This window comes from Rhodococcoides navarretei, from assembly GCF_038069675.1.
GTDB classification, from domain to species: domain Bacteria; phylum Actinomycetota; class Actinomycetes; order Mycobacteriales; family Mycobacteriaceae; genus Rhodococcoides; species Rhodococcoides navarretei.
Genome location: NZ_JBBPCN010000001.1, coordinates 1,214,262 through 1,236,319, shown reverse-complemented (window position 1 = coordinate 1,236,319; position 22,058 = coordinate 1,214,262). Strand labels below are relative to the sequence as shown.

The following is a 22,058-nucleotide window of genomic DNA, read 5'->3' as shown; positions in this document are numbered from 1 at the left end:
CATGAAAACCTCCGTACGTCAACGGGTTCCAGGCCTGGCACTGCTGATCGGCACGATGATCTTCTCGATCCTGCCGCTACTGAGCATGCTCTCGGCCGCGCTGCAACCGCAGGGCACCGTTCCGCTCGGCCTGTCCTGGCCGTCGGACCCCCAGTGGCACAACTTCGTCGACGCATGGCGGGTAGCCGAGGTGACACCACTGTTGATCTCGAGCATCATCCTGGTCGCGGGAGTGGTACCGGTCGCGGCCCTGTTCGCCGCGATGGCCGGCTACGGACTCGGTCAGCTGAAAGTCCCCGGCGGTACTGCGGTGTTCCTGCTTCTCCTCCTGGGCCTGACGCTCCCGAGGGAAGCGACGATCGTTCCGCTCTACTACCAGCTGCGCGAGATGAACTTGCTCAACACCAGATTGGGGCTGATCCTCGTACTCATCGGAACGTTCATGCCCTTCGCCGTCTTCTGGATGCGCGCGCACTTCCTGTCGATGCCCAAGGAACTCACCGAAGCAGCATCACTCGACGGCGCGGGTGCATGGAAAGCGTTCCGATACATACAGATTCCCCTGGCAGTACCGGCCCTGGCGTCGATGTGCCTGCTGCTGTTCCTGTGGACGTGGAACACGTTTCTCCAGGCCATCGTCTTGATCGACGACCCGGCCAAACGAACGATGGCGGGGGCGCTGCAGAACTTCGTGGGTCAGTACTCCACCGATGTGGTTCTGCTCAACGCCGGCTCGTTGCTCATCATGGCTCCCACCATCGTGGTGTTCCTCATCTTCCAACGCCACTTCGTGAAAGCGATGATCTCCGGTGCCGTCAAGGGCTGACCTCACGACCATCGAAAGCTGCACTCCCAGAAAGAATATGATGACCGACATCCAGAATTCAGTTCAGCCCGTCTCGACGAGCGACATCGATGCCGACTGGTGGCGTCAGGCAGCGGTCTACCAGATCTACCCGCGCAGCTTCGCCGATTCCAACGGCGACGGGATCGGCGATCTCCGCGGCATCACGAACAAGGTTGCGTACCTGAGCGATCTCGGGATCGACGCGGTGTGGCTGAGTCCCTTCTACCCGTCGGCGCTCGCCGACGGGGGATACGACGTGGACGACTATCGCAACGTCGATCCCACCATCGGCACGCTCGACGAGTTCGACGAACTGGTCGCGGGTCTGCACGACGCTGGAATCAGGATCATCGTCGATATCGTCCCCAACCACACCTCGAATCGGCACGCCTGGTTCGAGGAGGCACTCGCATCACCGCGTGATTCGAAGGCCCGTGCACGCTACATCTTTCACGACGGTCGCGGCGAGAACGGTGAACTCCCGCCCACCGACTGGACGTCGATGTTCGGCGGCAGCGCCTGGGAGCGCATCACCGAGCCGGACGGAACGCCCGGCCAGTGGTACCTGCACCTGTTCGCCCCGGAACAGCCGGACCTCAACTGGGACAACCCCGAAGTCAACGAGGACTTCCTGACGACCCTGCGATTCTGGTCCGACCGAGGTGTCGACGGCTTTCGCGTCGATGTGGCACACGCCCTCAAGAAAGACATGGCTGCGGCTGTGCACGGCAACTGGACCACCGATCCCGACGAGGTCTTCACCCGCAGCGACCATCCCCTGTGGGACCGCGACGACGTCCATTCCGTCTATGCCGCATGGCGAACGGTGTTCGACGAGTACACCCCTCCTCGGATGGCAGTCGCGGAGGTGTGGGTACCACCCCATCGAGTGACCAGGTACGCGTCGCCGACGGGGCTCGGGCAGGCGTTCAATTTCGATCTCCTCAAGGCGGATTTCGACGCCGACCAGTTCCGCCGGATCATCGAGACCAACCTGGAGTACGCAGCGCAGTCCGGTGCGTCGTCGACCTGGGTTTTCTCCAACCACGATGTGGTCCGCCACGCCACAAGATACGGCCTGCCCAAGGGCACGGGCGGCAAGGACCAGCACGGAAACAACAAGGGCACCGACGGTATCGATTGGCTGTTCGGTGGCGGCGATCCGGCCGAGGTCGACGCAGAACGTGGCCTCCGTCGCGCGAAGGCCGCGACCCTGCTGATGCTCGCCCTTCCCGGCTCGGCATACCTGTATCAGGGAGAAGAGCTCGGTCTACCCGAAGTCGGCCAGATTCCCGACGCCGATCGTCAGGATCCGATCTTCTTCCGCAACAGTAGCGAGGTCGGCCGCGACGGTTGCCGAGTTCCGTTGCCGTGGCAGTCCGACGGTCCGTCCTTCGGATTCGGTTGCGGCGATGCGCACCTGCCGCAACCCGAATGGTTCGCCGAGTATGCCGCGAATGCGCAGATGTCCGAATCGGATTCGACTCTCGGCTTGTACCGCGCCGCTCTCGCGTTGCGCCGCCGTCTGCAGGGCGCAGAGACGCTCGAGTGGATCGAGACCCAGGACGATGCCCTGCACTTCGTTCGACCCGGTGGCTGGCACATCGTGACCAACTTCGGCACCTCGCCGGTAGAGCTTCCCGGTGGGGACGTCCTCGTCTCGACCGTTCCACTCGAGGACGGCAGGCTCCCCGCCGAGGCGACAGCGTGGGTCGCGGGCCCACACCTGACGCTCGTGCGGTAGCTCATACCAGTTCGGCCGTGGCTGCCGCGAGAGTGACGATGGCATCCCAATCTTGTTCTGCGACAGCCGCGGCCGGAGTGAGCCACGATCCCCCGACACATCCGACGTTGGGAAGCGCCAGGTAGCTCGATGCATTGGCGGTGGAGATTCCACCCGTCGGGCAGAAGCGTGCGGCCGGGATCGGCGAGTGGATCGACTTCAGGAAATTCGCGCCACCCGACGCCTCGGCCGGGAAGAACTTGAGCTCGGTGTAGCCGGCTTCGAGCAGAGTGAGCACCTCGGACACCGTTGCGGCACCGGGCAGATGTGGTAGTCCGGTGTCGCGCATGGCCTTCGTCAGCGAAGGCGTGCAACCGGGCGAGACCAGGAACTGAGCACCCGCGTCGGCGGCCTGCTTTGCCTGGCCGGGAGTGATGATCGTGCCTGCGCCGACGAGGATCTCGGGGACCTCCGCCGCGATGCGCTCGATGGCGTCGAGTGCGACCGGAGTGCGCAAGGTCAGCTCGATCACGGGCACTCCGCCCTGCACCAGAGCACGGGCGATCGGAACGGCGTGCTCGAGATCGTCGATGACGACGACGGGAATCACGGGTACGCGGTCGAGCAGGGATACAGTCACGTTCTTACCTTCTTCTGGAGTTACAGGGCTCAACGCATCACGAACATCGCGCCCTCGTCGGCCGGGCCGACGAGCGCACGCATCCCCGAGAACAGATCACGGCCGGTGCTCGACCACTCGTCGGCGTCCAACACGCGACCGGTGACCGGTCGAGCCTCGAACTCGTCGAGCGGAACGTCGATCGACAATGTGCCGTCGAGGGAGTCGAGAGTGATGATGTCACCGTCGAGGATTCTCGCGATCGGTCCCCCACTCGCGGCCTCGGGCGTGAGATGGATTGCTGCAGCCACTTTTCCGGAGGCCCCGGACATCCGGCCGTCCGTGATCAGCGCGACCGACCGTCCCTTGTCCTGCAGAATTCCGAGCGCCGGGGTGAGCTTGTGCAACTCGGGCATACCGTTGGCCTTCGGGCCCTGATAACGCAGCACGGCAACGAAGTCGCCGTCGAGAAGCCCTGCGTCGAATGCCTCGAGGAAGTCGGCTTGGTCGTCGAACACTCGCGCCGGTCCGGTGACCACCCGATGTTCGGGTGCCAATGCAGAAGTCTTGATGACACATTTTCCGATCGGCCCGGTCAGCATCTTCAGTCCGCCGTCGGCACTGAACGGCTCGTTCGCGCCGCGCAACACGCTGTCGTCGTGGCTCATCCGAGTACCGTCCTGCCACATCACCCCGTCGCCGTCGAGCTTCGGCTCTTGCGTGTAGCGCCGCAGGCCTTGCCCAGCAACGGTTTTCACATCCTCGTGCATCAACCCGGCGTCGAGCAGAGACCCGATGACGAACCCGAGTCCACCCGCCGCGTGGAAATGGTTGACGTCGGCTTTGCCGTTGGGGTAGATCCTGGCCATCAGCGGAACCACAGCCGACAGATCGGAGAGGTCCTGCCACGTCAGCGTGATACCCGCAGCCTTTGCGATGGCGACGAGGTGCATCGTGTGATTGGTCGAACCACCGGTGGCCAGCAACGCGACGCAGCCGTTCACGATGGACTTGACGTCGACGACCTCCCCCACCGGGGTGTAGTTGTCGCCCAACGACGTCAGACCGGTGACGACGTGGGCGGCTTCGCGGGTCAATGCGTCGCGCATCGCAGTTCCGGGGTTGACGAACGACGAGCCGGGCAGATGCAGACCCATGACCTCCATGAGCAGCTGATTGGAATTGGCCGTTCCGAAGAACGTGCACGTGCCACTGCCGTGATACGACGCGGCCTCGGCGTCCAGCAGTGCCTCGCGACCCACCTTGCCCTCGGCGTAGAGCTGGCGGGCTTTCGCCTTCTCGCCGTTGGGAAGTCCGGAGGTCATCGGACCGGCGGGCACGAACACGGCGGGGAGATGGCCGAAACTCAGTGCGCCGATGAGCATTCCGGGGACGATCTTGTCGCACACGCCGAGCATGAGGGTGGCGTCGAACATGTCGTGGGACAGCGCAATTGCCGTGGACATCGCGATGATGTCCCGACTGAACAATGACAGTTGCATCCCGTCGCGGCCCTGGGTGATGCCGTCGCACATGGCGGGGACGCCCCCGGCGAACTGCGCGATGCCGCCGGCGTCGATGACGGACTTCTTGAGCACAGCGGGGTAGGTCTCGAACGGCTTGTGCGCAGAGAGCATGTCGTTGTAGGCGGAGACGATCGCGATGTTGGGCTTGACCATGCCGCGGAGCGCCTTCTTGTCGGCCGTTCCTGAGGCTGCGAAGCCGTGGGCGATGTTGGCGCAGGCGAGTCGGCCACGGGCCGGGCCGCGGTCTCCGGCTGCCGCGATGCGAGCGAGGTATTTGGTGCGATCGGACTGGCTGCGGTCTGCGATGCGGTCGGTGACCTGACGCAGAACCGGGTGAAGTGTGTCCATGAGTATCTCCGATGTTCGGTCTCTCACGACTGAGCCTAAAGCCAGTTAAGTACATCGGCAACCCAACTTATGTTTTTCAAAGTTCTAAGTAGCAATTCTTAGGGTGTTGCCGTGAAAGTTGCCAGTTGGTTGAATGGCGTATATGTCGATGCCGCGCCTGAGCGCTCCACCTGCGACTGCAGGTGAGATCTTTGCTCTGGTTCGCGACGGAGAAGCCGATACCCGCGCGGAGTTGGGCCGGATCACCGGACTCTCCAGGTCGGCAGTCGCCTCCCGCGTCGCCGCACTCACCGGCCTCGGCTTGATCATCGAAACCGAGGACACCCACTCGACGGGAGGGCGTCCCCCGGCGCGACTGTCCTTCGACGTCGACGCGGGAGTCGTACTCGCCGCCGCGATCGGCCGCAGTCGCTCGCAATTGGGCGTGTTCACTCTCGGCGGGGAGTTTCTCGCGAGCGATACCGTCGAACAGGAGATCGGCATCGGCCCGGACGAGCTGATGCCGCAGATCACCAAGCGTTTGCAGGCATTGCTCGACGAGTCGCACCGAACCGAACATCGAATCCTGGGCGTGGGCCTGTCCATCCCCGGCACCGCCGACACCGCACGCGGGTGCAGCCTGGACTCGCCGATCATGCACGGCTGGGACGGGGTGCCGCTGGCCCCGTTCTTCGCCGACACCACGTCGGCTCCGGTGTTTCTCGACAACGACGCCAACGCGATGGTGCTGGCCGAACGCCGGGACAATCGAGATCGCTTCCAGAACGCCCTCTTGGTCAAGGCCTCGACGGGTCTCGGTGCCGGGATCGTGGCGGGCGGCGCGCTGCAACGTGGATCACTGGGCGCGGCAGGCGAATTCGGCCACACCAAGACCGCAGCCGCCGCCGGGGTCGCGTGCCGGTGCGGCGACAGCGGCTGCCTCGAAGCCATCGCAGGCGGCTGGGCGCTGGTGCGCGCGCTCAACGAGCAGGGCCGAGAAGTGGGCCACATCCGCGGCGTCGTCGACCTCGCGGTGAGCGGCGACCCCGAAGCACGCAGACTCATCCGTGACAGCGGACGCCACATCGGCGAAACCCTCGCCGGGGCCGTGAACCTGCTCAACCCCGAGGTGCTCATCGTCGGCGGCGACATGGCCAACGCCTACGACATCTTCGTCGCAGGACTGCGCGAGACCGTCTACGGAAACGCCACCGCCCTGGCCACCAAGGCCCTCACCATCCAGTCGACCACCCACGGCGACCTCTCCGGAGTCATCGGTAGCGCAGCACTGGTATTGGATCAGGTACTCAGCGCCCGGGCCGTCGACGACGCGCTCGGTAGCTGAGACCTTCGGCAGCACTTTCCGTTCGTCGCACTCCAGCGACCGCCGGGCGCACAACGATGGGCCGATTCGAGGACGCGCACCGGCCGCCCACATAGGGTGATCGCAGTCACACCTGCGATCCTGGAGACCCCACACATGTCACTGAAAGCGCCCGACGATCCACACGTCGAACTGCTGAAGACAGACCCCGACCTGCCACCGGTCGGAGTCGTCGAATCACATCCGATGACCACGGCAAAGCGTCTGATGCTCGTCGCCATCGGCCTCCTCGGCGGTGTTGCGTGGACGATCATCGCGATCGTGCGCGGGGAGAACCCCAACGCCGTCTGGTTCGTCATCGCCGCGGTGTGTACGTACATCTTCGCTTTTCGCTTCTACGCCAGGCTGATCGAACGCAAGATCGTCTTCCCCCGCGACGACCGCGCCACTCCTGCCGAGATACTGGAAAACGGCAAGGACTACATGCCGACGGACCGTCGGGTGCTGTTCGGCCACCACTTCGCCGCGATCGCCGGAGCGGGCCCGCTCGTCGGACCCGTCCTCGCCGCCCAGATGGGCTACCTCCCGGGCACCATGTGGATCATCATCGGCGTCGTGTTCGCCGGTGCGGTGCAGGACTTCCTGGTGCTGTGGATCTCCACTCGCCGCCACGGCCGAAGCCTCGGTCAGATGGCCCGCGACGAACTCGGAGTCGTCGGCGGCACCGCCGCACTGATCGCCGTGTTCACCATCATGATCATCCTGATCGCCGTGCTCGCACTGGTCGTCGTCAACGCCCTCGCCGAAAGTCCCTGGGGCGTCTTCTCCATCGCACTCACCATCCCGATCGCGCTGTTCATGGGCGTCTACCTGCGCTTCCTGCGACCGGGTGCCGTCACCGAGGTCTCGCTGATCGGCGTCGTCCTGCTGTTGTTCGCGATCATCGCCGGCGGCTGGGTGTCCGAAACCGACTGGGGCAACAACTGGTTCACGCTGTCGAAGGTGACCGTCGCCTGGCTGCTCATCGGCTACGGCCTGCTCGCCTGCATCCTGCCGGTATGGCTGCTACTCGCACCGCGCGACTACCTGTCGACGTTCATGAAGGTCGGCACCATCGCACTGCTCGCGGTAGGCATTCTCATCGCCCGCCCCGAGATCCAGATGCCCGCCATGACGAGCTTCGCCACCGAGGGCAACGGCCCGGCCTTCGCCGGCTCGCTGTTCCCGTTCCTGTTCATCACCATTGCCTGCGGCGCGCTCTCCGGCTTCCACGCTCTGATCTCCTCCGGCACCACGCCGAAGTTGCTCGAGAAGGAAAAGCAGATGCGGATGATCGGCTACGGAGGCATGCTCACCGAATCGTTCGTCGCCATCATGGCGCTGATCACCGCCTGCATCCTCGATCAGCACATCTACTTCGCCCTCAACGCACCGACAGCACTCACCGGCGGGACTCCTGAGTCCGCGGCGGACTACGTCAACAACCTTCCGCTGAGCGGCGGGGACATCACCCCGGCCGAATTGAGCCAGGCCGCAGCCGATGTGGGTGAGGAATCGATCATCTCGCGCACCGGTGGCGCCCCGACTCTGGCGTTCGGCATGTCCGAGGTACTGCACCAGGTGTTCGGCGGGCCGGGGCTCAAGTCGTTCTGGTACCACTTCGCGATCATGTTCGAGGCGCTGTTCATCCTCACCACGGTCGATGCAGGCACCCGCGTCGCACGCTTCATGCTCTCCGACAGCATCGGCAACCTGCCCGGGGCCTCGGCCAAGAAGTTCAAGGATCCGTCGTGGCGTCCCGGTGCCTGGATCTGCTCGATCATCGTCGTCGCAGCCTGGGGCGCAATCCTTCTCATGGGCGTCACCGATCCACTGGGCGGCATCAACACCCTGTTCCCACTGTTCGGTATCGCCAACCAGCTGCTGGCAGCCATCGCGCTGACGGTGGTACTCGTCATCGTCGTCAAACGAGGCCTCTACAAGTGGGCGTGGATCCCCGGAGTTCCACTGGCCTGGGACCTCATCGTGACCATGACGGCGTCGTACCAGAAGATCTTCTCCTCGGTCCCGGCCATCGGTTACTGGACGCAGCACGCGCAGTTCCGCGACGCCAAGGCGCAGGGCCTCAGCGAGTTCCGCACCGCCGGGACACCCGAGGCCATCGACGCCGTCATCCGCAACACGTTCATTCAGGGCACGCTGTCGATCATTTTCGCGGTACTCGTCCTGGTCGTCGTGTTCGCCGGAGTGTGGGTGTGCATCAAGGCAGTTCGAGGAGGCACCTTGCCCGACAACGAGGAGCCCGAGGTGCCCTCGAAGATCTTCGGTCCCACCGGTTTCGTCCTCACCCCGGCCGAGAAGAAGATCCAGGCCGAATGGGACGAGCTGATCGACGCCGGCACCGTCCGTCGACCCGGATCGGCGCACTAGATGCGCGGGCTGTGGTGGTGGATCACCTCGGTGATGGGCGACCACGATTACGACCGCTATGTCGCCCATCTGGCCCGCCACCATCCGGATCAGGAACCGCCGACCGTGCGGCAGTACTGGAAGGACCGGCACGCGGAGGCGGACCGAAACCCGGGGGCCCGGTGCTGTTGACACGGTGATGTCCGATTTCCGCTAGCACCGACGCGTCCGCGCTGACACAGTAGGTGCATGAGCAGCGAACGGCAGGTGCAAGATCTGGACTTCGATCGGTGTTATCGCGCGGTCTCCTCGCGTGACGCACGGTTCGACGGCCAGTTCTTCACCGCCGTCTCCACCACCGGCATCTACTGCCGACCCTCGTGCCCGGCCCGTACACCCAAGCCGAGCAACGTCTCGTTTCTGGCCACTGCAGCGGCGGCGCAACAATCCGGCTACCGCGCCTGCCGCCGCTGCCAGCCCGACGCCACCCCCGGTTCCCCACGGTGGAACATCCACTCGGACCTCAGTTCTCGCGCCATGCGGTTGATCTCCGACGGAGCCGTCGAACGCGGGGGTGTCGACGGCCTCGCGAGCACCCTCGGCTACTCGAGCCGGCAACTGATCCGCGTGTTGACGGCCGAAGTCGGTGCAGGCCCGCTCGCTCTGGCCCGCGCGCACCGCGCCCACACCGCTCGCACCCTGATCCAGACCACGGACATGTCGATGGCCGACGTCGCCTTCGCGGCCGGGTTCTCCAGCGTCCGGCAATTCAACGACACCATCAAGGAAGTCTTCGCCGTCGACCCGTCGACGCTGCGTCGCGAGGCACACCGCACCGCCGTACCGACCGCAGGCGGAACCGTCACGCTACGGTTGCCGTACCGCCCACCGCTCGATCGCGGCTGGATCGAGTGGTTCCTTCGAGGCCACGTGGTCGAGGGCATCGAATCCTTCGCCGAGGACGGCGAATACGTGAGATCCCTGAGCCTGCCTTACGCCGCCGGACTCGTCGCACTGCAGGTGATGGACGGATTTGTCAGTGCCGCAGTGACATTGCAGGACATGCGCGATCTGGCCCCTGCCGTCGCCCGCATCCGACACCTGCTGGACCTCGACGCCGATCCACTCGCCGTCGACGACGCCCTGCGCGCAGACCCGCAGTTGGCAGCGAGCGTCGACGCCCACCCCGGCATTCGCGCCCTCGGAGTGGTCGACGGCGCAGAGATGTTGCTGCGCACGGTGATCGGACAGCAGATCTCCCTGAAGGCCGCGGCCACCCACACCGCCCGGCTCGTCGACGCTCTCGGTGCACCACTCGATCTCGGCAACGACACGGTCACCAGGTTGTTTCCCGAACCTGCCGTCATCGCCGAACGAGGCCACGAGGTACTCACCGGACCTACCGCCCGGGTCCAGACCGTCATCCGCGTCGCCGACGCCATCGCGTCGGGAACCGTCGTGCTGCATCCCGCGCGAGAAGGGCCGGAACTGGAGCGAGAACTACTCGCGCTCAAAGGAATCGGGCCCTGGACCGCCCGGTACGTCGTGATGCGGTTACTCGGCGACCCCGATGTTCTGCTCGATACCGACCTGGTCGTCCGCCAGGGCGCACAAGCCCTGGACATCTCGCTGAAGGACTCCGCCCGCTGGGCTCCGTGGCGTTCGTACGTCTCGATGCACCTGTGGATCACCGCACTGGAAAGAAGACGAGCATGACTGCCACCGCCGCCACCCAGGACACCCCGATCGGGCCGTTCAGCACCATCGTCGACGCCGATCAGCGCGTCCTCGCATCCGGGTGGACCGCCGACGTCGAGGAACTGCGCGTCCTGATCCACTCGACGCTGCGCCCCGAGACCGTCCGCGCTGTGTCCGATCTCGGCGACGTGACCCGCGCCGTCGACAGCTATCACCGCGGGGAGCTGACGGCTGTCGACTCCGTGGCCGTCGCACAACGATCCGGCGAATTTCTCATGCATGCCTGGGGCGTATTGCGCACCGTCGAACCCGGCGCGCCGGTGACCTACTCCGAGTTCGCCGAACTGTCCGGCAGACCGGCAGCCATCCGCGGAGCTGCGTCGGCATGCGCTCGCAATGCCGCTGCATTGTTCGTGCCGTGCCACCGGGTGGTGCGCATCGGCGGAGCCCTCGGCGGTTTCCGCTGGGGACTGCCGGTGAAGAAGTGGTTGCTGGCGCACGAGGCGGCCTGACCGGCCCTGTCTTGGACGGCGGTGACATACAGCTGGGCACGCCGGGACGTTATGGTTCTTCACGAGCCGCCAACCGCCGACTGTGAGGACCCCACCGTGACCGAATCGGCAGTTCCCGGTAGTACGTCGAAGTCCGAGAAGCCCGGCAGTGATCGCGGTGACCTCATCGGGGTCGGCGGTCTGTGGCTTGCCAAGTGGTCGCTCATTCTCATTTCGATCGCTGCCGGAGCGTGGGTACTGGGCTGGCTGATCGGCCACCTCTGGGTGATCCTGCTGCCGGTTCTGCTCGCTGTCATCGTCGCGACGGTGCTGTGGCCGCCGGCGAAACTCATGATGCGTCTGGGATTTCCTCCCGCACTGGCCGCGTCGGTATCGCTCGTGGTGTTCTTCGTCGTCATCGGCGGCATCATCACCCTGATCGTTCCGTCGGTCGCCGAACAGGCCCCCGAGTTGGTGGACCAGGCGTCCGGCGGTATCGCGCAGGTTCAGGACTGGTTGAAGGGACCGCCGCTCAACATCGGCGACGACCAGATCGACTCGGCGGTATCGGCGATCGTGTCTCGGCTACAGGACAGCGGGGAGGTCATCGCCACCGGCGTGTTCACCGGCGTCTCCGCGGCCGGCTCGCTGTTGGTCACTCTGGCGCTGGTGTTGGTGCTGACGTTCTTCTTCGTCAAGGACGGCCCGAGGTTCCTGCCGTGGCTGCACGGGTTCTCCGGTGGCCGCGCCGGACGCCACCTGGGCGAGGTGCTCTCACGGATGTGGGCGACGCTGGGCGGATTCATCCGAACGCAGGCCATCGTCAGTTTCATCGATGCCTTCTTCATCGGGCTCGGACTGGTCATTCTGGGTGTTCCGCTGGCGCTGGTGTTGGCGACCCTGACGTTCATCGGTGGCTTCATCCCGATCGTCGGTGCGTTCGTCGCAGGCGCCCTCGCGGTACTGGTCGCCCTGGTGGCGAACGGGCTGACGACTGCGTTGATCGTGCTCGCCATCATCGTTGCGGTGCAGCAGTTGGAAGGCAATGTGCTGCAGCCGATCCTGCAGAGCCGCAGCATGAACTTGCACCCGGCGATCGTGCTGCTGGCCGTGGCGGGCGGCAGCTCACTGTTCGGCATCATCGGCGCGTTCCTCGCCGTCCCGGCGGCCGCAGTGGCCGCTGTGCTGATCCGGTACCTGTCCGAGCAGATCGACGAACGCTCGAACGAACCGGACCAGGACGCACTCGAAGACGAAATCCCGCCGCCCGATGGGCTGACCGAGGAGCAGGCCGGTCTGGACGACGAGGACGAGTCGAAATCCGACAAACCTGCTTCGGGTCAGGACGCGACGACCTGAAGCGTCGATCCGGAACGCTCCCGCTTGACATAGAGGCGGCTGGGAATTCGTTGCCGCATCTCGTCGACATGGCTGACCACGCCCACGACGCGTCCGCCCGCACGTAGTTCGTCGAGAACCGCCATCACGGATTCGAGGGTGTCGGCGTCGAGTGTGCCGAATCCTTCGTCGATGAACATGGTGTCGAGGACGACACCGCCGGACTCGGCGGCCACGACGTCGGCCAGGCCCAACGCGAGCGAGAGCGACGCGAGAAACGCCTCACCGCCCGAGAGTGTCTTTGCCGAGCGCACGACGCCGGTGTAGTCGTCCCTGATGTCCAGCCCGAGACCACCCCGTTTGCCGCGAACGCCGGCCTCGTCGGAGTGCACGAATTCGTAGCGCCCCGAGGACATTCGACGCAGCCGCGCGGATGCGGACTCGGCCACGTCCTCGAGCCGCGACGCGAGTACGTAGGAGCGCAACGACATCTTGCGCGCATTCTGCCCCCGACCTGCCACCACGTCCGCCAGGTTGGCGAGTTCGTCGAATTCGGCGCGTTGTGGCGCGATGGCCTGGGCGGCGGTGAACAATTCGGCGATCAGGCGTTCCAGGTCGTCTGCGCGCCTTCGGCTTTCCGCCACCGTCGCAGCAGCAGCCCGGACCGCGTCGTCCAGCTCGGCGTACGCCTGCTCGAGCGGTTCCAGATCCGCCGGCGGTCGACCTGCCACGTCCACGATGGCGGGCTCGCGCAGCACGTGCTCGGCATGCGCACGCGTCTCCTCTGCGGTGCGCAGTTCGGTCTCGATCTGCTCGACGCGGTCGGCGGCCAGCACTGCCCCGGCCGCTGCGTCGACCGACTCGAAGTTCGACGCCTGTACCCGTCGGTCCAGTTCGGCTGCCAGTGCATCCGCCCGCACGGTGGCGTCGAGCCAGGCGATGCGCGCTTCCTGAATTCGTCGGGCACCGTCGATCAGGTTCTCTCGCTCCGCGATTCGATCTGCCAGCGACGCGCCCTCGTTCACTTCCTCGGCGATCGACGCCCGCATCTGCGCCAGTGATTCCTCGGTAGCCGAGATGCGTTCGTCCACGGCACCACGCGAGGCAACGAGATCGTGGAGCGTGACCGTCAGCGCCTGCGACTCGCTCCGCAGGCGATTCAGTTCTGCGGTTGCGGGTTCGACATCGGCGGCACGTGTGCGGGCGTCCTGCACTGCGGTGGTTGCGGCATCGAGCATCTGGGTCAACTCCGCCGCGGAGACCCCGCCGGTACGGTCGTGCAGCAGGTCGACGCCGCGTCGCGCTTCCGCAACCTCCGCGACCGCTCGATCGAGCGCAGCGGCGGCCTTGCGTTCTGCGGCAGCGGCCTTGTCTTCCTGTGCCTTGGTCACCGTCGACGTGGACGCAGCAGCGGGATGCGGGTGCACCTCCGATCCGCACACGACGCACGGCTCCCCCGCCTCCAGACGGGCCGCCAGCTCTGCCGCCATCCCGTCGATGCGTCGCTCACGGAGCTCGAGCAGATGCTCCCAGGCCGTGTTGTGCGCTGCCACGGCGGCGTCGCGGGTACGTTCGGCCTCGGCCAGAGTCGCGCGCTGACGAACCAATTCGAGTGCGGACTCGGCCGCCGCGCGGGCCCGACCGCAGCGCTCCTCCAGGCCCGGCAACTCTGCCGCAGCCGAGGCCGCTCGGGCCATCCGTGATTCGACCGCTGCGATCTTCTCGGGCACGGAGGCCTGCGACTGCACGGTGCGCTCGATCGCCGCCGCAGTGGTGCGTTGCTGCGCACGGTAGTCGGCGAGAGTGCCGTCGAGTCGGTCGGCTTCGCGGGCAAGACCGAGCAGCGACTGCAGCCGAGCGACATCGGTGGTCCAGTCGCGCACGAACTGTGCGACGACAGCGCGCTCGTCCGACGGATCGGCCGGCGCGGGCGGCCAGTGCAGTGCAGCGTGAAAGCGCTGCCCCTCCGCCGTTGTCGGTAGGCCACGCTCCGCCGCCGCGAGTGCGGCGGTGGCCGCGTCGGTGGTCAGGCGTGCGAGGCGAAGGTCTCCGGCCGCGTCCGCGATCGGTCCTGCGGCCGCGGAGTCGGCGAGCTCGGTTCTGCGCGCCAGTCGTGCCGCCTCGCCCTCCTCGTAGTGCGCGAGTTGACCCTCGGCGAGAGCGCGTCGCCGCTGCAGATCGAGAACGGTGGTGGCCTTCGCCAGAGCTGCCGACGCACGCCGAGCTGCCGCGTCGATCAGCACCGCCCGGCCCTGCGCGAGGGTTCGATTCTGCCGGGCATCGTCGAGGACGTCGGCCGCCCACTCGAGTGGATCGGGCTGTTCGCTGTCCTCGCTCGTGGGCTCGGGCTCTCCCGACGCCTGCGATACGCGCCCCAGCATGATGTCGATGGCGTGGTGGGCGTCGGCGAGTTCGGCGGCGAGCTCCCGGCGGCGCTGCGCGAACCACTCTTCGACGTCACCGAATCGGCCTGTGTCGAAGAGTCTTTCGAGTAGGTTTCCGCGTTCGTCGCTGTCGGCTCGGAGGAATCGCGCGAACTCGCCCTGCGGCAGCAGCACCACCTGAAAGAACTGGTCGGCGCTCATCCCGAGCAGCGCATTGACGGCATCACCGATCTCATTGAGCCGGGTGAGGTTCTGCCCGCGGCCGTCGAGCCAGGTGAGACTGGCTTTGGCGTGCTGTTTGGTAGTACCCGTGCTTCGAAGCTTGGGCCGCAGGAACTCCGGGCTGCGCACTATCCTGATGCGTCGCCCACCGAGTGTGGCCTCCAACGTGACCTGTGGAACCGCGCCCTTGGCTGCGTGATCGGACAACAGTCGCTTGCCCTCGCGACGGGCTCCGGGCACGGTTCCGTACAGCGCGAACGCCACGGCGTCGAGCACCGTCGTCTTGCCGGCTCCGGTGTGGCCGTGCAACAGGAAGAGCCCGTCTGCTCCCAGCGCATCGAAGTCCACCGTCTCGGTGCCCGCGAAAGGGCCGAAGGCGGTGATCTCGAGTGAATGCAGCCTCATGCGGCACCGCGGCCGGCGGCGGTGGCCGGCCCGCGGGTGGTCTCGGCCTCACGGTGGACGGAGGCCAGAGCGCGAGCCAGAAGTGCGGACTCCGCTGCCGTCGGCACACTGCGCATATCCGTCACGAACGAAGTGGCGATGTCGAGATCGCTACGGCCGCGCACACGGTCACGGTAGCGAAGCTCGCCCGAGCCCTCCGGGCGACGCCATTCCAGGTGGATCGCGTGCGGGAAACGCTGCTGCAGCAAGCGCATTGCGTCGACCGGACGCACCTCGTCGGTGAGCACGGCGGAAACGTAATGATCCTCGAACTCGGAATATGCTGTGTCCGTTGTCAATTCCTCGACGGTGCCTTCGATACGGGCGAGTCCGCGCACCACCGGCAGGTCCACTCGCTCTACGCTGCCGAGCCCGTTCGCGTCGAGGTCGAGAATCCACACCGCCTTGCGGTGCGACCGCTCGCCGAACGAATAGGGCAACGGCGAACCGGAATACCGCACCCGGTCGGTCAGTGTCTGAGGGGAATGCAGATGTCCGAGCGCCACGTAGTCGACCCCGTCGAACGCCGACGCCGGCGCGGTTTCGATGCCGCCGGAGGAGATCGACCGCTCCGAGCCGGTCGCCTCACCGCCGACGATGAATGCGTGGGCGAGCACGACCGAGCGAACGCGTTGCCCTGCTTCACTTCTCGCAGCGAGGTCGCCGCGCACCCGATCCATCGCGGCACCGAGCACGTCGGCGTGAGTACGTGCGGTGGGAACGTCGAGCTCGAGGCGCGTGGTTTCGGGCTCGAGATACGGAATGCCGTAGAACGCAACGCCGCCGTGCTCGTCGTCGATGACAACCGGGGTGGCGACGTCGCCCACCCGAGTCATCAGATGCAACCCGCCGGCCGAGGCGAAAGCAGCGCCTGCGCCCAGCCGTGCGGGTGAATCGTGGTTTCCCGACGTCGCGACGATGACGGCACCGGCCGCACGAATCGCCTCGAGCCCGCGGTTGCAGACCAGGACGGCATCGGCACTGGGAACAGCGCGGTCGTAGATGTCGCCGGGCACCACCACCACATCGATCGATTGTGCCGCAACGAGTTCCGCGATGGACGCCAGCACAGCGCTCTGATCGGCCAACAGGTCGACACCGTGAAAGGTGCGACCGATGTGCCAGTCCGAGGTGTGCAGGATTCTCATACCGACGACGCTATCGGGAACCACCGACAAACTCCTCGAGGTGCCTCGGCCTGTCGGACGTGAGCTGCTGTCCACAGCCTCCGAGAACCGAATTTGTCGGTACCGTCCTGCATCATCTGCCCCATGAACATTCTCACCGCGTTCGGCCTGCTCGTCGCCCTCGGTATCGGCGCGGTCGTCGGCTGGTTGCTGCATGCCTCCCGGATGGGCGATCGTGCCGTACGAGCCGAGGCACAGCTGTCCGCGCTGCGTGAGCACGAGAGCATGCTTCGGCAGTCGCTCAGTGCGGTCAACGAGGATTCGGCGCGGCGCAATTCGACCGTCATCGGTCAGCAGGTCTCGCATCTGGTCGAGCCCTTGCACGACGCCGTCGATGCTCTCTCCGAGCACGTACGGCAGGTAGAGCACAACCGCATCCGGGCGTATGCGGGGCTGTCGGAGCAGGTCACCGGTATGCATCGCGCCTCGATGCATCTGTCGACGCAGACCGGTCAGCTGGTCACGGCTCTGCGCGCGCCGCAGATTCGGGGCAGGTGGGGCGAGATCCAGCTCGAGCGCGTCGTCGAGCTCGCCGGCATGGTCAAGCACTGTGATTTCGACACTCAGGTCAGCAAGGACGGCATCCGACCCGACATGATCGTGCGTCTCGCCGGCGGTCGACAGATCGTGGTCGACGCCAAGGTGCCGTTCGCGGCCTACCTCGACGCCGCTCAGGACGAGGAACCCGGCACGCGCGAGAAGAACCTGCGTCGCCATGCCAAGCAACTGCGCACCCACATCGATCAGTTGGCCGACAAGGCGTACTGGCAGGCATTCGAACCGACCCCGGAGTTCGTCGTGCTGTTCGTTCCCGGCGACCCGTTTCTCGATGCGGCGCTGACATCGGACACCGGTCTGCTGGAGTACGCCTTCGGCCGAAACGTGATCCTGGCCACCCCCACCACCCTGGTCGCGCTACTGAGGACCGTCGCGTACACGTGGAAACAAGAGTCACTTGCCGAGGACGCTGCACGGATCCAGCAATTGGGGCGCGAGCTGTACACGCGTATCGGCGTCGTGTCGACACACCTGGACAAGCTCGGTGCGCACCTCGGCAAGGCCGTAGAGTCCTTCAATTCCACCGTCGGGTCCGTCGATACCCGGGTGAGCGTGACGGCAAGGAAGCTGCACGAGCTCGAGCTGTTCGACGCCGAGCCGGTGGACATCGCACGAGTGGACGAGCGACCGAAACTGTCCGATTCGTCCCGCTACAGGCACGACTTCGGTCATGTCAGCGATGCAGTCGGCTGAACAACGGCTAACCTCGGGGGGTGTCTACCTCCCAACGTGCCCGCTCCGGGGTACCGCTGGATCACCGATCCATCCTCGCGACTCTGCCCGGCGTACCTGCATGGGGTGCCGTCGCGATCGCCGCGGGACTGACCTTTCTCGGATTTCTCATCGATGCCGCCCGCGGTACCGAGCTGACCGGTGCGTTCGCGTTCATGTACGTCCTGGGCTGCATCGCCGGCGTTCTTCTCGTCCGTTTCCGTGGACTGTTCACGGCGATGGTGCAAGCCCCACTGATTCTGTTCGTGGCGGTGCCGCTGTCCTACCAGTACTTCACCGACAACGCCGGCACCGGACTCAAGGACATCATCCTCAACGTCGCTATCCCGCTGGTCAACCGCTTCCCCTTGATGCTTCTCGGCACCCTGGTGGCCGTCGGACTCGGAGCACTGCGCATCGTTCTCAAACGGCAGAACACGCATGCCCCCGCACAACGACGCAGCCCGAAGCTCAGCGACGACAAGCCCACCAGAGCACAGCGACGAGCACAGGAAGAGCGCCCCGAACGATCTCGCAGGCGAACAGCCGCAGCCGATCGCACCCCCGACTCTGCGGCCGAGGCCACCGACATCGTGCCCGGGCCGTACGTCGGTCGCAGAAGCACCGATTCTCGCCCGCGCACCGCCACCGACCCTCGGTCGACCTCTCGCCCCGGCTCGCGTGGCACGGCTGATTCACCGGCGACTCCGCGCCGCTCGTCTGCACCGACATCGCAGTGGCGATACGCCGCCACCGACTCCCCTCGGCAGGACCGCAAGCCCGAACACCAGACGCCGGAGTACCCGCGAGCGCAGTATCCGCAGGCACAGCCCCGGCCGGCACAGTCACGTGAAGCACAATCGCGTGAAACACAGCGGCCGCGACCGTCCGAGTCGCGCTACGGGTCAGAGCCTCGTCATTCCGGCGAAGCCCGGTATTCGACCGAACCGCGTCGCGAGCGGTCGGCCCGGGTTCACGCTCCGCGCGAGGTGGCGGATCCCTACAGCACCGGACCCCGGCCCGTCGTGACTCCTCGGACGAGCAACTCCTCTGCAGACGACAGCCAGGGCGATCACGCTCTGCCCACTCCGCATCGGGACGACATTCCCCCGCATCCGGTGCCGCGGGTTCGCTACCGCGACCGTCCCAGCGACTAGTTCGTACGAAGAACGCCCCGTATCGGTTCCCTCACTTCTGGGCAGGGGTTCCGATACGGGGCGTTCTTGTGGGGCCTTGCCACTAGCGAGCGGGGCGCAGCTCGCGGGGTAGGGAGAACACCAGAGTCTCGTTTGCCGTGGTGACCGGCTGTACGTCCGCGTAGCCGTGCTCGGCGAACAGTTCGATGACGCCCTGCACCAGAATCTCGGGAACTGACGCACCCGAGGTGATGCCGATCGTCTCGACCCCGTCGAGCCAGGCCAGATCGATTTCCTTCGCGTAGTCGACGAGGTAGCTCGCCCGCGCACCGGCACCGAGCGCAACCTCGACCAACCGCACCGAGTTCGAGGAATTCCTGGAGCCGACGACGATCACCAGATCGCATTCCGGTGCCATTGCCTTCACCGCGACCTGACGGTTCTGGGTGGCGTAGCAGATGTCGTCACTCGGCGGGTCCTGCAGCGTCGGGAAGCGCTCACGGAGTTTGGCGACCGTCATCATCGTCTCGTCGACGCTCAACGTGGTCTGGGACAGCCAGATGACCTTGTTCTCGTCTCGGACGGTGACACTGTCGACCGAATCGGGGCCGTCGACCAGCTGAATGTGTTCGGGAGCCTCGCCTGCGGTGCCCTCGACCTCCTCATGGCCCTCGTGGCCGATGAGCAAAATGTCGTAGTCGTCCCTGGCGAAGCGCTTGGCCTCCTGGTGCACCTTGGTCACCAACGGGCAGGTGGCGTCGATGGTGCGCAGGCTGCGGTCGGCAGCGGAGGCGTGTACCGCAGGTGAGACGCCGTGCGCGGAGAACACCAGCAGCGATCCCTCGGGAACCTCGTCGGTCTCCTCCACGAACACTGCGCCACGGTCGGACAGCGTCTCGACGACATGTCGGTTGTGCACGATCTCCTTGCGCACGTATACCGGCGCACCGTGCTGCTCCAGCGCTTTCTCGACGGTCTCGACCGCTCGATCGACACCCGCGCAGTAGCCCCGCGGCTCTGCGAGCAGCACTCGTTTACCCCCGGCGTACGAGGACTTCCCCGCGCCGGCGGAGTGTGCAATACCAAGATTCAGAGGAACAGCCGAAGACATACCAACCAGGATACGTGCACCCAGCACGCCTGCCTCGCTTCCGCGTCCTCCAGCCCCCGCTGCGAGGGGTCGTACCGCCTGTCGGCTACCCAAAGTTCACCGTTTCGGGCAGTCTGGTGCACATGACTCGAGTCCCCTTTGCAGCGCGTGTGGCTGCAGGCGTCGCCGTGACCGTCGTGGAAGAGGCTCGCAAGCTTCCCGGTTCCGCCCTGATGCTGCCGATGACGGTCGTCAGCGAGGCACTGGCGCGCAGCATGCGATTCCAGCAGCAGGTGACCGCGTTGGCCATCAAGGGCGATCTGGTGATCGCGAGCCTCCCGGTCATCGGGACCCCGAGCGAGGAGCAGCCCGCCTGGGCCAGCTTCGACGAGGACGGGGACGAGACCTCGGTCACCGAGTCGATGTTCGACGCCGCTGTCATCACCGACGACGTCGACGTGCCCGACGCACCCGTTGCCGAGCCCGTCGCGGCGAACGGCCGCTTCGCGCTGTACTCGACGCCTCCGCTGGACGAGCCGGTCCAGGACACCGCGGCCAAGCGCGGTCCCGCAGCAGACAAGCCCGAGATCGTCGAGATGATCGACTTCGACACCCTCGCCCTGGCTCAGTTGCGCGCCCGTCTGCGCACACTCTCGATCGAGGAACTCGAAACACTGCTCGACTACGAGAACGACACGCTCTCCCGCGCACCCTTCCAGACGATGCTCGCCAACCGCATCACCACCGCCAAGGCCAAGTGAGCACTCCCCCACCCCAGTCCGGTCCCACCCAGCCGGGTGCAAGCACCGCCGAACAGCCATGGCCGGTGCGTACCGTCGCCATGAAGGTCGCCGGCTGGATCGACAAGCTCGGCTCCATCTGGGTCGAGGGCCAGCTCACGCAGATCAACGCTCGTCCGGGCACCAGGACGGCCTTTCTGACGCTGCGTGATCCGTCGGCCGACATGTCGTTGTCGGTGACGTGTTCGCCACAGCTGCTCGACCGTTCTCCGGTTCCACTGACCGAGGGTGCGCGCGTCATTCTCTACGGCAAGCTGTCGTTCTTCACCGGTCGAGGAACAATTTCGCTGCGCGCCACGGACATTCGCGCTGTGGGCGTCGGCGAACTCCTCGCCCGCATCGAGCGGCTCAGAGCCCTGCTCGCCGCCGAGGGCTTGTTCGACCCACGCCTCAAGCGTCCGCTGCCGTTCCTGCCGGGCACCATCGGCTTGATCACCGCTCGCGCCAGCGCGGCCGAGAAGGACGTACTCACGGTCGCCCAGAGGCGTTGGCCTGCGGTCCGATTCGAGGTTCGCAACACTCCGGTCCAGGGCCCGCAGTCGGTGCCGGCGATTCTGGACGCACTGAAGGATCTGAACGACGACCCCGGCGTCGACGTCATCATCCTCGCCCGCGGCGGCGGTAGCGTCGAGGACCTGCTGCCGTTCTCGGATGAGGCTCTGTGTCGCGCCATCTCTCGGGCGACGACGCCGATCGTCAGTGCCATCGGCCACGAACCCGACAGCCCGCTCAGCGATCACGTCGCGGATCTGCGGGCCGCAACCCCTACCGATGCCGCCAAACTCGTGGTGCCCGACGCCGTCGCCGAACAAGCCCTCGTCTCGGAACTGAAGTCGAGAAGCGCTGCAGCGCTGCGCAATTGGGTCGAGCGCGAGGCGCGCGGATTGGACATGCTGCGACACCGGCCGGTGCTGGCGGATCCACTGGCCTCGCTCGAGCAACGTCGCGAGGAGGTTCGACGCCTCCTCGACGCCGCCCGACGCGACGTGCAACGCGAACTCACCACCCAGGACACACTCGTCGAACATCTCCGGGCCCGGCTGTCGACGTTGGGACCGGCTGCCACACTGGCTCGGGGCTATGCCGTCGTACAGCGGGTGGTTGCGGGTTCGGATCCCGAGGTACTGCGTTCGGTCGAGGACGCGCCACCGGGTACACAGATCAGAGTGCGGGTGGCCGACGGTGCCGTCACCGCCGCAGTCATGGGACGGGTCAGATGACAGA

General features: G+C 66.0%; 17 protein-coding genes. 12 read left to right on the top strand and 5 right to left on the bottom strand.

Annotation, left to right across the window (positions count from 1 at the left end):
- Position 1 precedes the first annotated feature (1 nt).
- Both AABD04_RS06120 and AABD04_RS06115 read left to right on the top strand, forming a co-directional pair.
- A complete protein-coding gene (locus tag AABD04_RS06120) occupies positions 2-826 on the top strand; it encodes a carbohydrate ABC transporter permease (RefSeq protein ID WP_341440526.1) in 825 nt (274 codons plus the stop codon).
- Between the two features lie 40 nt (positions 827-866).
- Positions 867-2,591: a glycoside hydrolase family 13 protein gene (locus AABD04_RS06115; protein WP_423228121.1), complete on the top strand. Its 1,725-nt coding sequence runs from the start codon at positions 867-869 to the stop codon at positions 2,589-2,591.
- A 1-nt stretch (position 2,592) separates the two neighbouring features.
- Here the strand turns inward: AABD04_RS06115 and eda are convergent, their stop codons facing one another.
- Both eda and edd read right to left on the bottom strand, forming a co-directional pair.
- A complete protein-coding gene (gene eda / locus AABD04_RS06110; RefSeq protein WP_341440524.1) occupies positions 2,593-3,210 on the bottom strand; it encodes a bifunctional 4-hydroxy-2-oxoglutarate aldolase/2-dehydro-3-deoxy-phosphogluconate aldolase in 618 nt (205 codons plus the stop codon).
- A 29-nt stretch (positions 3,211-3,239) separates the two neighbouring features.
- The gene (gene edd / locus AABD04_RS06105; RefSeq protein ID WP_341440523.1) at positions 3,240-5,063 is read right to left on the bottom strand and encodes a phosphogluconate dehydratase; all 1,824 of its coding nucleotides are present in this window, start codon (positions 5,061-5,063) and stop codon (positions 3,240-3,242) included.
- Between the two features lie 142 nt (positions 5,064-5,205).
- On the opposite strand from edd, the gene AABD04_RS06100 reads away from it, so the two are divergent.
- The 6 genes from AABD04_RS06100 to AABD04_RS06075 all read left to right on the top strand — a co-directional run bounded on the left by AABD04_RS06100 (position 5,206) and on the right by AABD04_RS06075 (position 12,323).
- Positions 5,206-6,387: an ROK family transcriptional regulator gene (locus AABD04_RS06100; RefSeq protein WP_341440522.1), complete on the top strand. Its 1,182-nt coding sequence runs from the start codon at positions 5,206-5,208 to the stop codon at positions 6,385-6,387.
- A gap of 135 nt (positions 6,388-6,522) precedes the next feature.
- On the top strand, positions 6,523-8,796 hold the full coding sequence (locus AABD04_RS06095) for a carbon starvation CstA family protein (RefSeq protein WP_341440521.1): 2,274 nt from the start codon (positions 6,523-6,525) through the stop codon (positions 8,794-8,796).
- Positions 8,797-8,967: a YbdD/YjiX family protein gene (locus AABD04_RS06090; protein WP_094641195.1), complete on the top strand. Its 171-nt coding sequence runs from the start codon at positions 8,797-8,799 to the stop codon at positions 8,965-8,967. It abuts the gene before it with no gap.
- 57 nt (positions 8,968-9,024) lie between these two features.
- Positions 9,025-10,491, top strand: a complete 1,467-nt coding sequence (locus AABD04_RS06085; RefSeq protein WP_341440520.1) for a DNA-3-methyladenine glycosylase 2 family protein — start codon at positions 9,025-9,027, stop codon at positions 10,489-10,491.
- Positions 10,488-10,985 carry a methylated-DNA--[protein]-cysteine S-methyltransferase gene (locus AABD04_RS06080; RefSeq protein ID WP_341440519.1) on the top strand — a complete coding sequence of 166 codons (498 nt, stop codon included), beginning with the start codon at positions 10,488-10,490 and terminating at the stop codon, positions 10,983-10,985. Before AABD04_RS06085 ends, AABD04_RS06080 begins: the two co-directional genes overlap by 4 nt.
- Positions 10,986-11,081: 96 nt before the next feature.
- Positions 11,082-12,323, top strand: a complete 1,242-nt coding sequence (locus AABD04_RS06075) for an AI-2E family transporter (RefSeq protein WP_423228120.1) — start codon at positions 11,082-11,084, stop codon at positions 12,321-12,323.
- Here AABD04_RS06075 and AABD04_RS06070 read toward each other — a convergent pair.
- Together AABD04_RS06070 and AABD04_RS06065 are read right to left on the bottom strand one after the other, a co-directional pair.
- Positions 12,305-15,313, bottom strand: coding sequence for an SMC family ATPase (locus tag AABD04_RS06070; protein ID WP_341440517.1), 3,009 nt, complete (start codon positions 15,311-15,313; stop codon positions 12,305-12,307). The two genes, AABD04_RS06075 and AABD04_RS06070, sit on opposite strands and share 19 nt — an antisense overlap.
- Positions 15,310-16,500, bottom strand: a complete 1,191-nt coding sequence (locus AABD04_RS06065) for an exonuclease SbcCD subunit D (protein ID WP_341440516.1) — start codon at positions 16,498-16,500, stop codon at positions 15,310-15,312. The genes AABD04_RS06070 and AABD04_RS06065 overlap by 4 nt, the downstream gene beginning before the upstream one ends.
- 123 nt (positions 16,501-16,623) lie before the next feature.
- Here AABD04_RS06065 and AABD04_RS06060 point away from each other — a divergent pair, with 123 nt between their 5' ends.
- Together AABD04_RS06060 and AABD04_RS06055 are read left to right on the top strand one after the other, a co-directional pair.
- Positions 16,624-17,790, top strand: coding sequence for a DNA recombination protein RmuC (locus tag AABD04_RS06060; protein WP_335741962.1), 1,167 nt, complete (start codon positions 16,624-16,626; stop codon positions 17,788-17,790).
- Positions 17,791-17,810: 20 nt separating this feature from the next.
- Positions 17,811-18,965 carry a DUF6542 domain-containing protein gene (locus tag AABD04_RS06055; protein ID WP_341440515.1) on the top strand — a complete coding sequence of 385 codons (1,155 nt, stop codon included), beginning with the start codon at positions 17,811-17,813 and terminating at the stop codon, positions 18,963-18,965.
- Between the two features lie 82 nt (positions 18,966-19,047).
- On the opposite strand, the gene AABD04_RS06050 is transcribed toward AABD04_RS06055, so the two are convergent.
- Complete coding sequence (locus tag AABD04_RS06050; protein ID WP_243595994.1) at positions 19,048-20,055, bottom strand: 4-hydroxy-3-methylbut-2-enyl diphosphate reductase; 1,008 nt, start codon at positions 20,053-20,055, stop codon at positions 19,048-19,050.
- 122 nt (positions 20,056-20,177) lie between these two features.
- Here AABD04_RS06050 and AABD04_RS06045 point away from each other — a divergent pair, with 122 nt between their 5' ends.
- Both AABD04_RS06045 and xseA read left to right on the top strand, forming a co-directional pair.
- Positions 20,178-20,795, top strand: a complete 618-nt coding sequence (locus tag AABD04_RS06045) for a lipid droplet-associated protein (protein WP_341440514.1) — start codon at positions 20,178-20,180, stop codon at positions 20,793-20,795.
- Complete coding sequence (gene xseA, locus AABD04_RS06040; protein ID WP_341440513.1) at positions 20,792-22,054, top strand: exodeoxyribonuclease VII large subunit; 1,263 nt, start codon at positions 20,792-20,794, stop codon at positions 22,052-22,054. Before AABD04_RS06045 ends, xseA begins: the two co-directional genes overlap by 4 nt.
- The last annotated feature ends 4 nt before the right edge of the window (positions 22,055-22,058 follow it).

Excerpts from the sequence above, each read along its gene's own strand:
- AABD04_RS06120 (WP_341440526.1), top strand. The coding sequence starts at position 2 with ATGAAAACCTCCGTACGTCAACGGGTTCCAGGCCTGGCACTGCTGATC.
- AABD04_RS06115 (WP_423228121.1), top strand. The coding sequence starts at position 867 with ATGACCGACATCCAGAATTCAGTTCAGCCCGTCTCGACGAGCGACATC.
- edd (WP_341440523.1), bottom strand. The coding sequence starts at position 5,063 with ATGGACACACTTCACCCGGTTCTGCGTCAGGTCACCGACCGCATCGCA.
- AABD04_RS06100 (WP_341440522.1), top strand. The coding sequence starts at position 5,206 with ATGTCGATGCCGCGCCTGAGCGCTCCACCTGCGACTGCAGGTGAGATC.
- AABD04_RS06095 (WP_341440521.1), top strand. The coding sequence starts at position 6,523 with ATGTCACTGAAAGCGCCCGACGATCCACACGTCGAACTGCTGAAGACA.
- AABD04_RS06090 (WP_094641195.1), top strand. The coding sequence starts at position 8,797 with ATGCGCGGGCTGTGGTGGTGGATCACCTCGGTGATGGGCGACCACGAT.
- AABD04_RS06085 (WP_341440520.1), top strand. The coding sequence starts at position 9,025 with ATGAGCAGCGAACGGCAGGTGCAAGATCTGGACTTCGATCGGTGTTAT.
- AABD04_RS06080 (WP_341440519.1), top strand. The coding sequence starts at position 10,488 with ATGACTGCCACCGCCGCCACCCAGGACACCCCGATCGGGCCGTTCAGC.
- AABD04_RS06070 (WP_341440517.1), bottom strand. The coding sequence starts at position 15,313 with ATGAGGCTGCATTCACTCGAGATCACCGCCTTCGGCCCTTTCGCGGGC.
- AABD04_RS06065 (WP_341440516.1), bottom strand. The coding sequence starts at position 16,500 with ATGAGAATCCTGCACACCTCGGACTGGCACATCGGTCGCACCTTTCAC.
- AABD04_RS06060 (WP_335741962.1), top strand. The coding sequence starts at position 16,624 with ATGAACATTCTCACCGCGTTCGGCCTGCTCGTCGCCCTCGGTATCGGC.
- AABD04_RS06050 (WP_243595994.1), bottom strand. The coding sequence starts at position 20,055 with ATGTCTTCGGCTGTTCCTCTGAATCTTGGTATTGCACACTCCGCCGGC.
- AABD04_RS06045 (WP_341440514.1), top strand. The coding sequence starts at position 20,178 with ATGACTCGAGTCCCCTTTGCAGCGCGTGTGGCTGCAGGCGTCGCCGTG.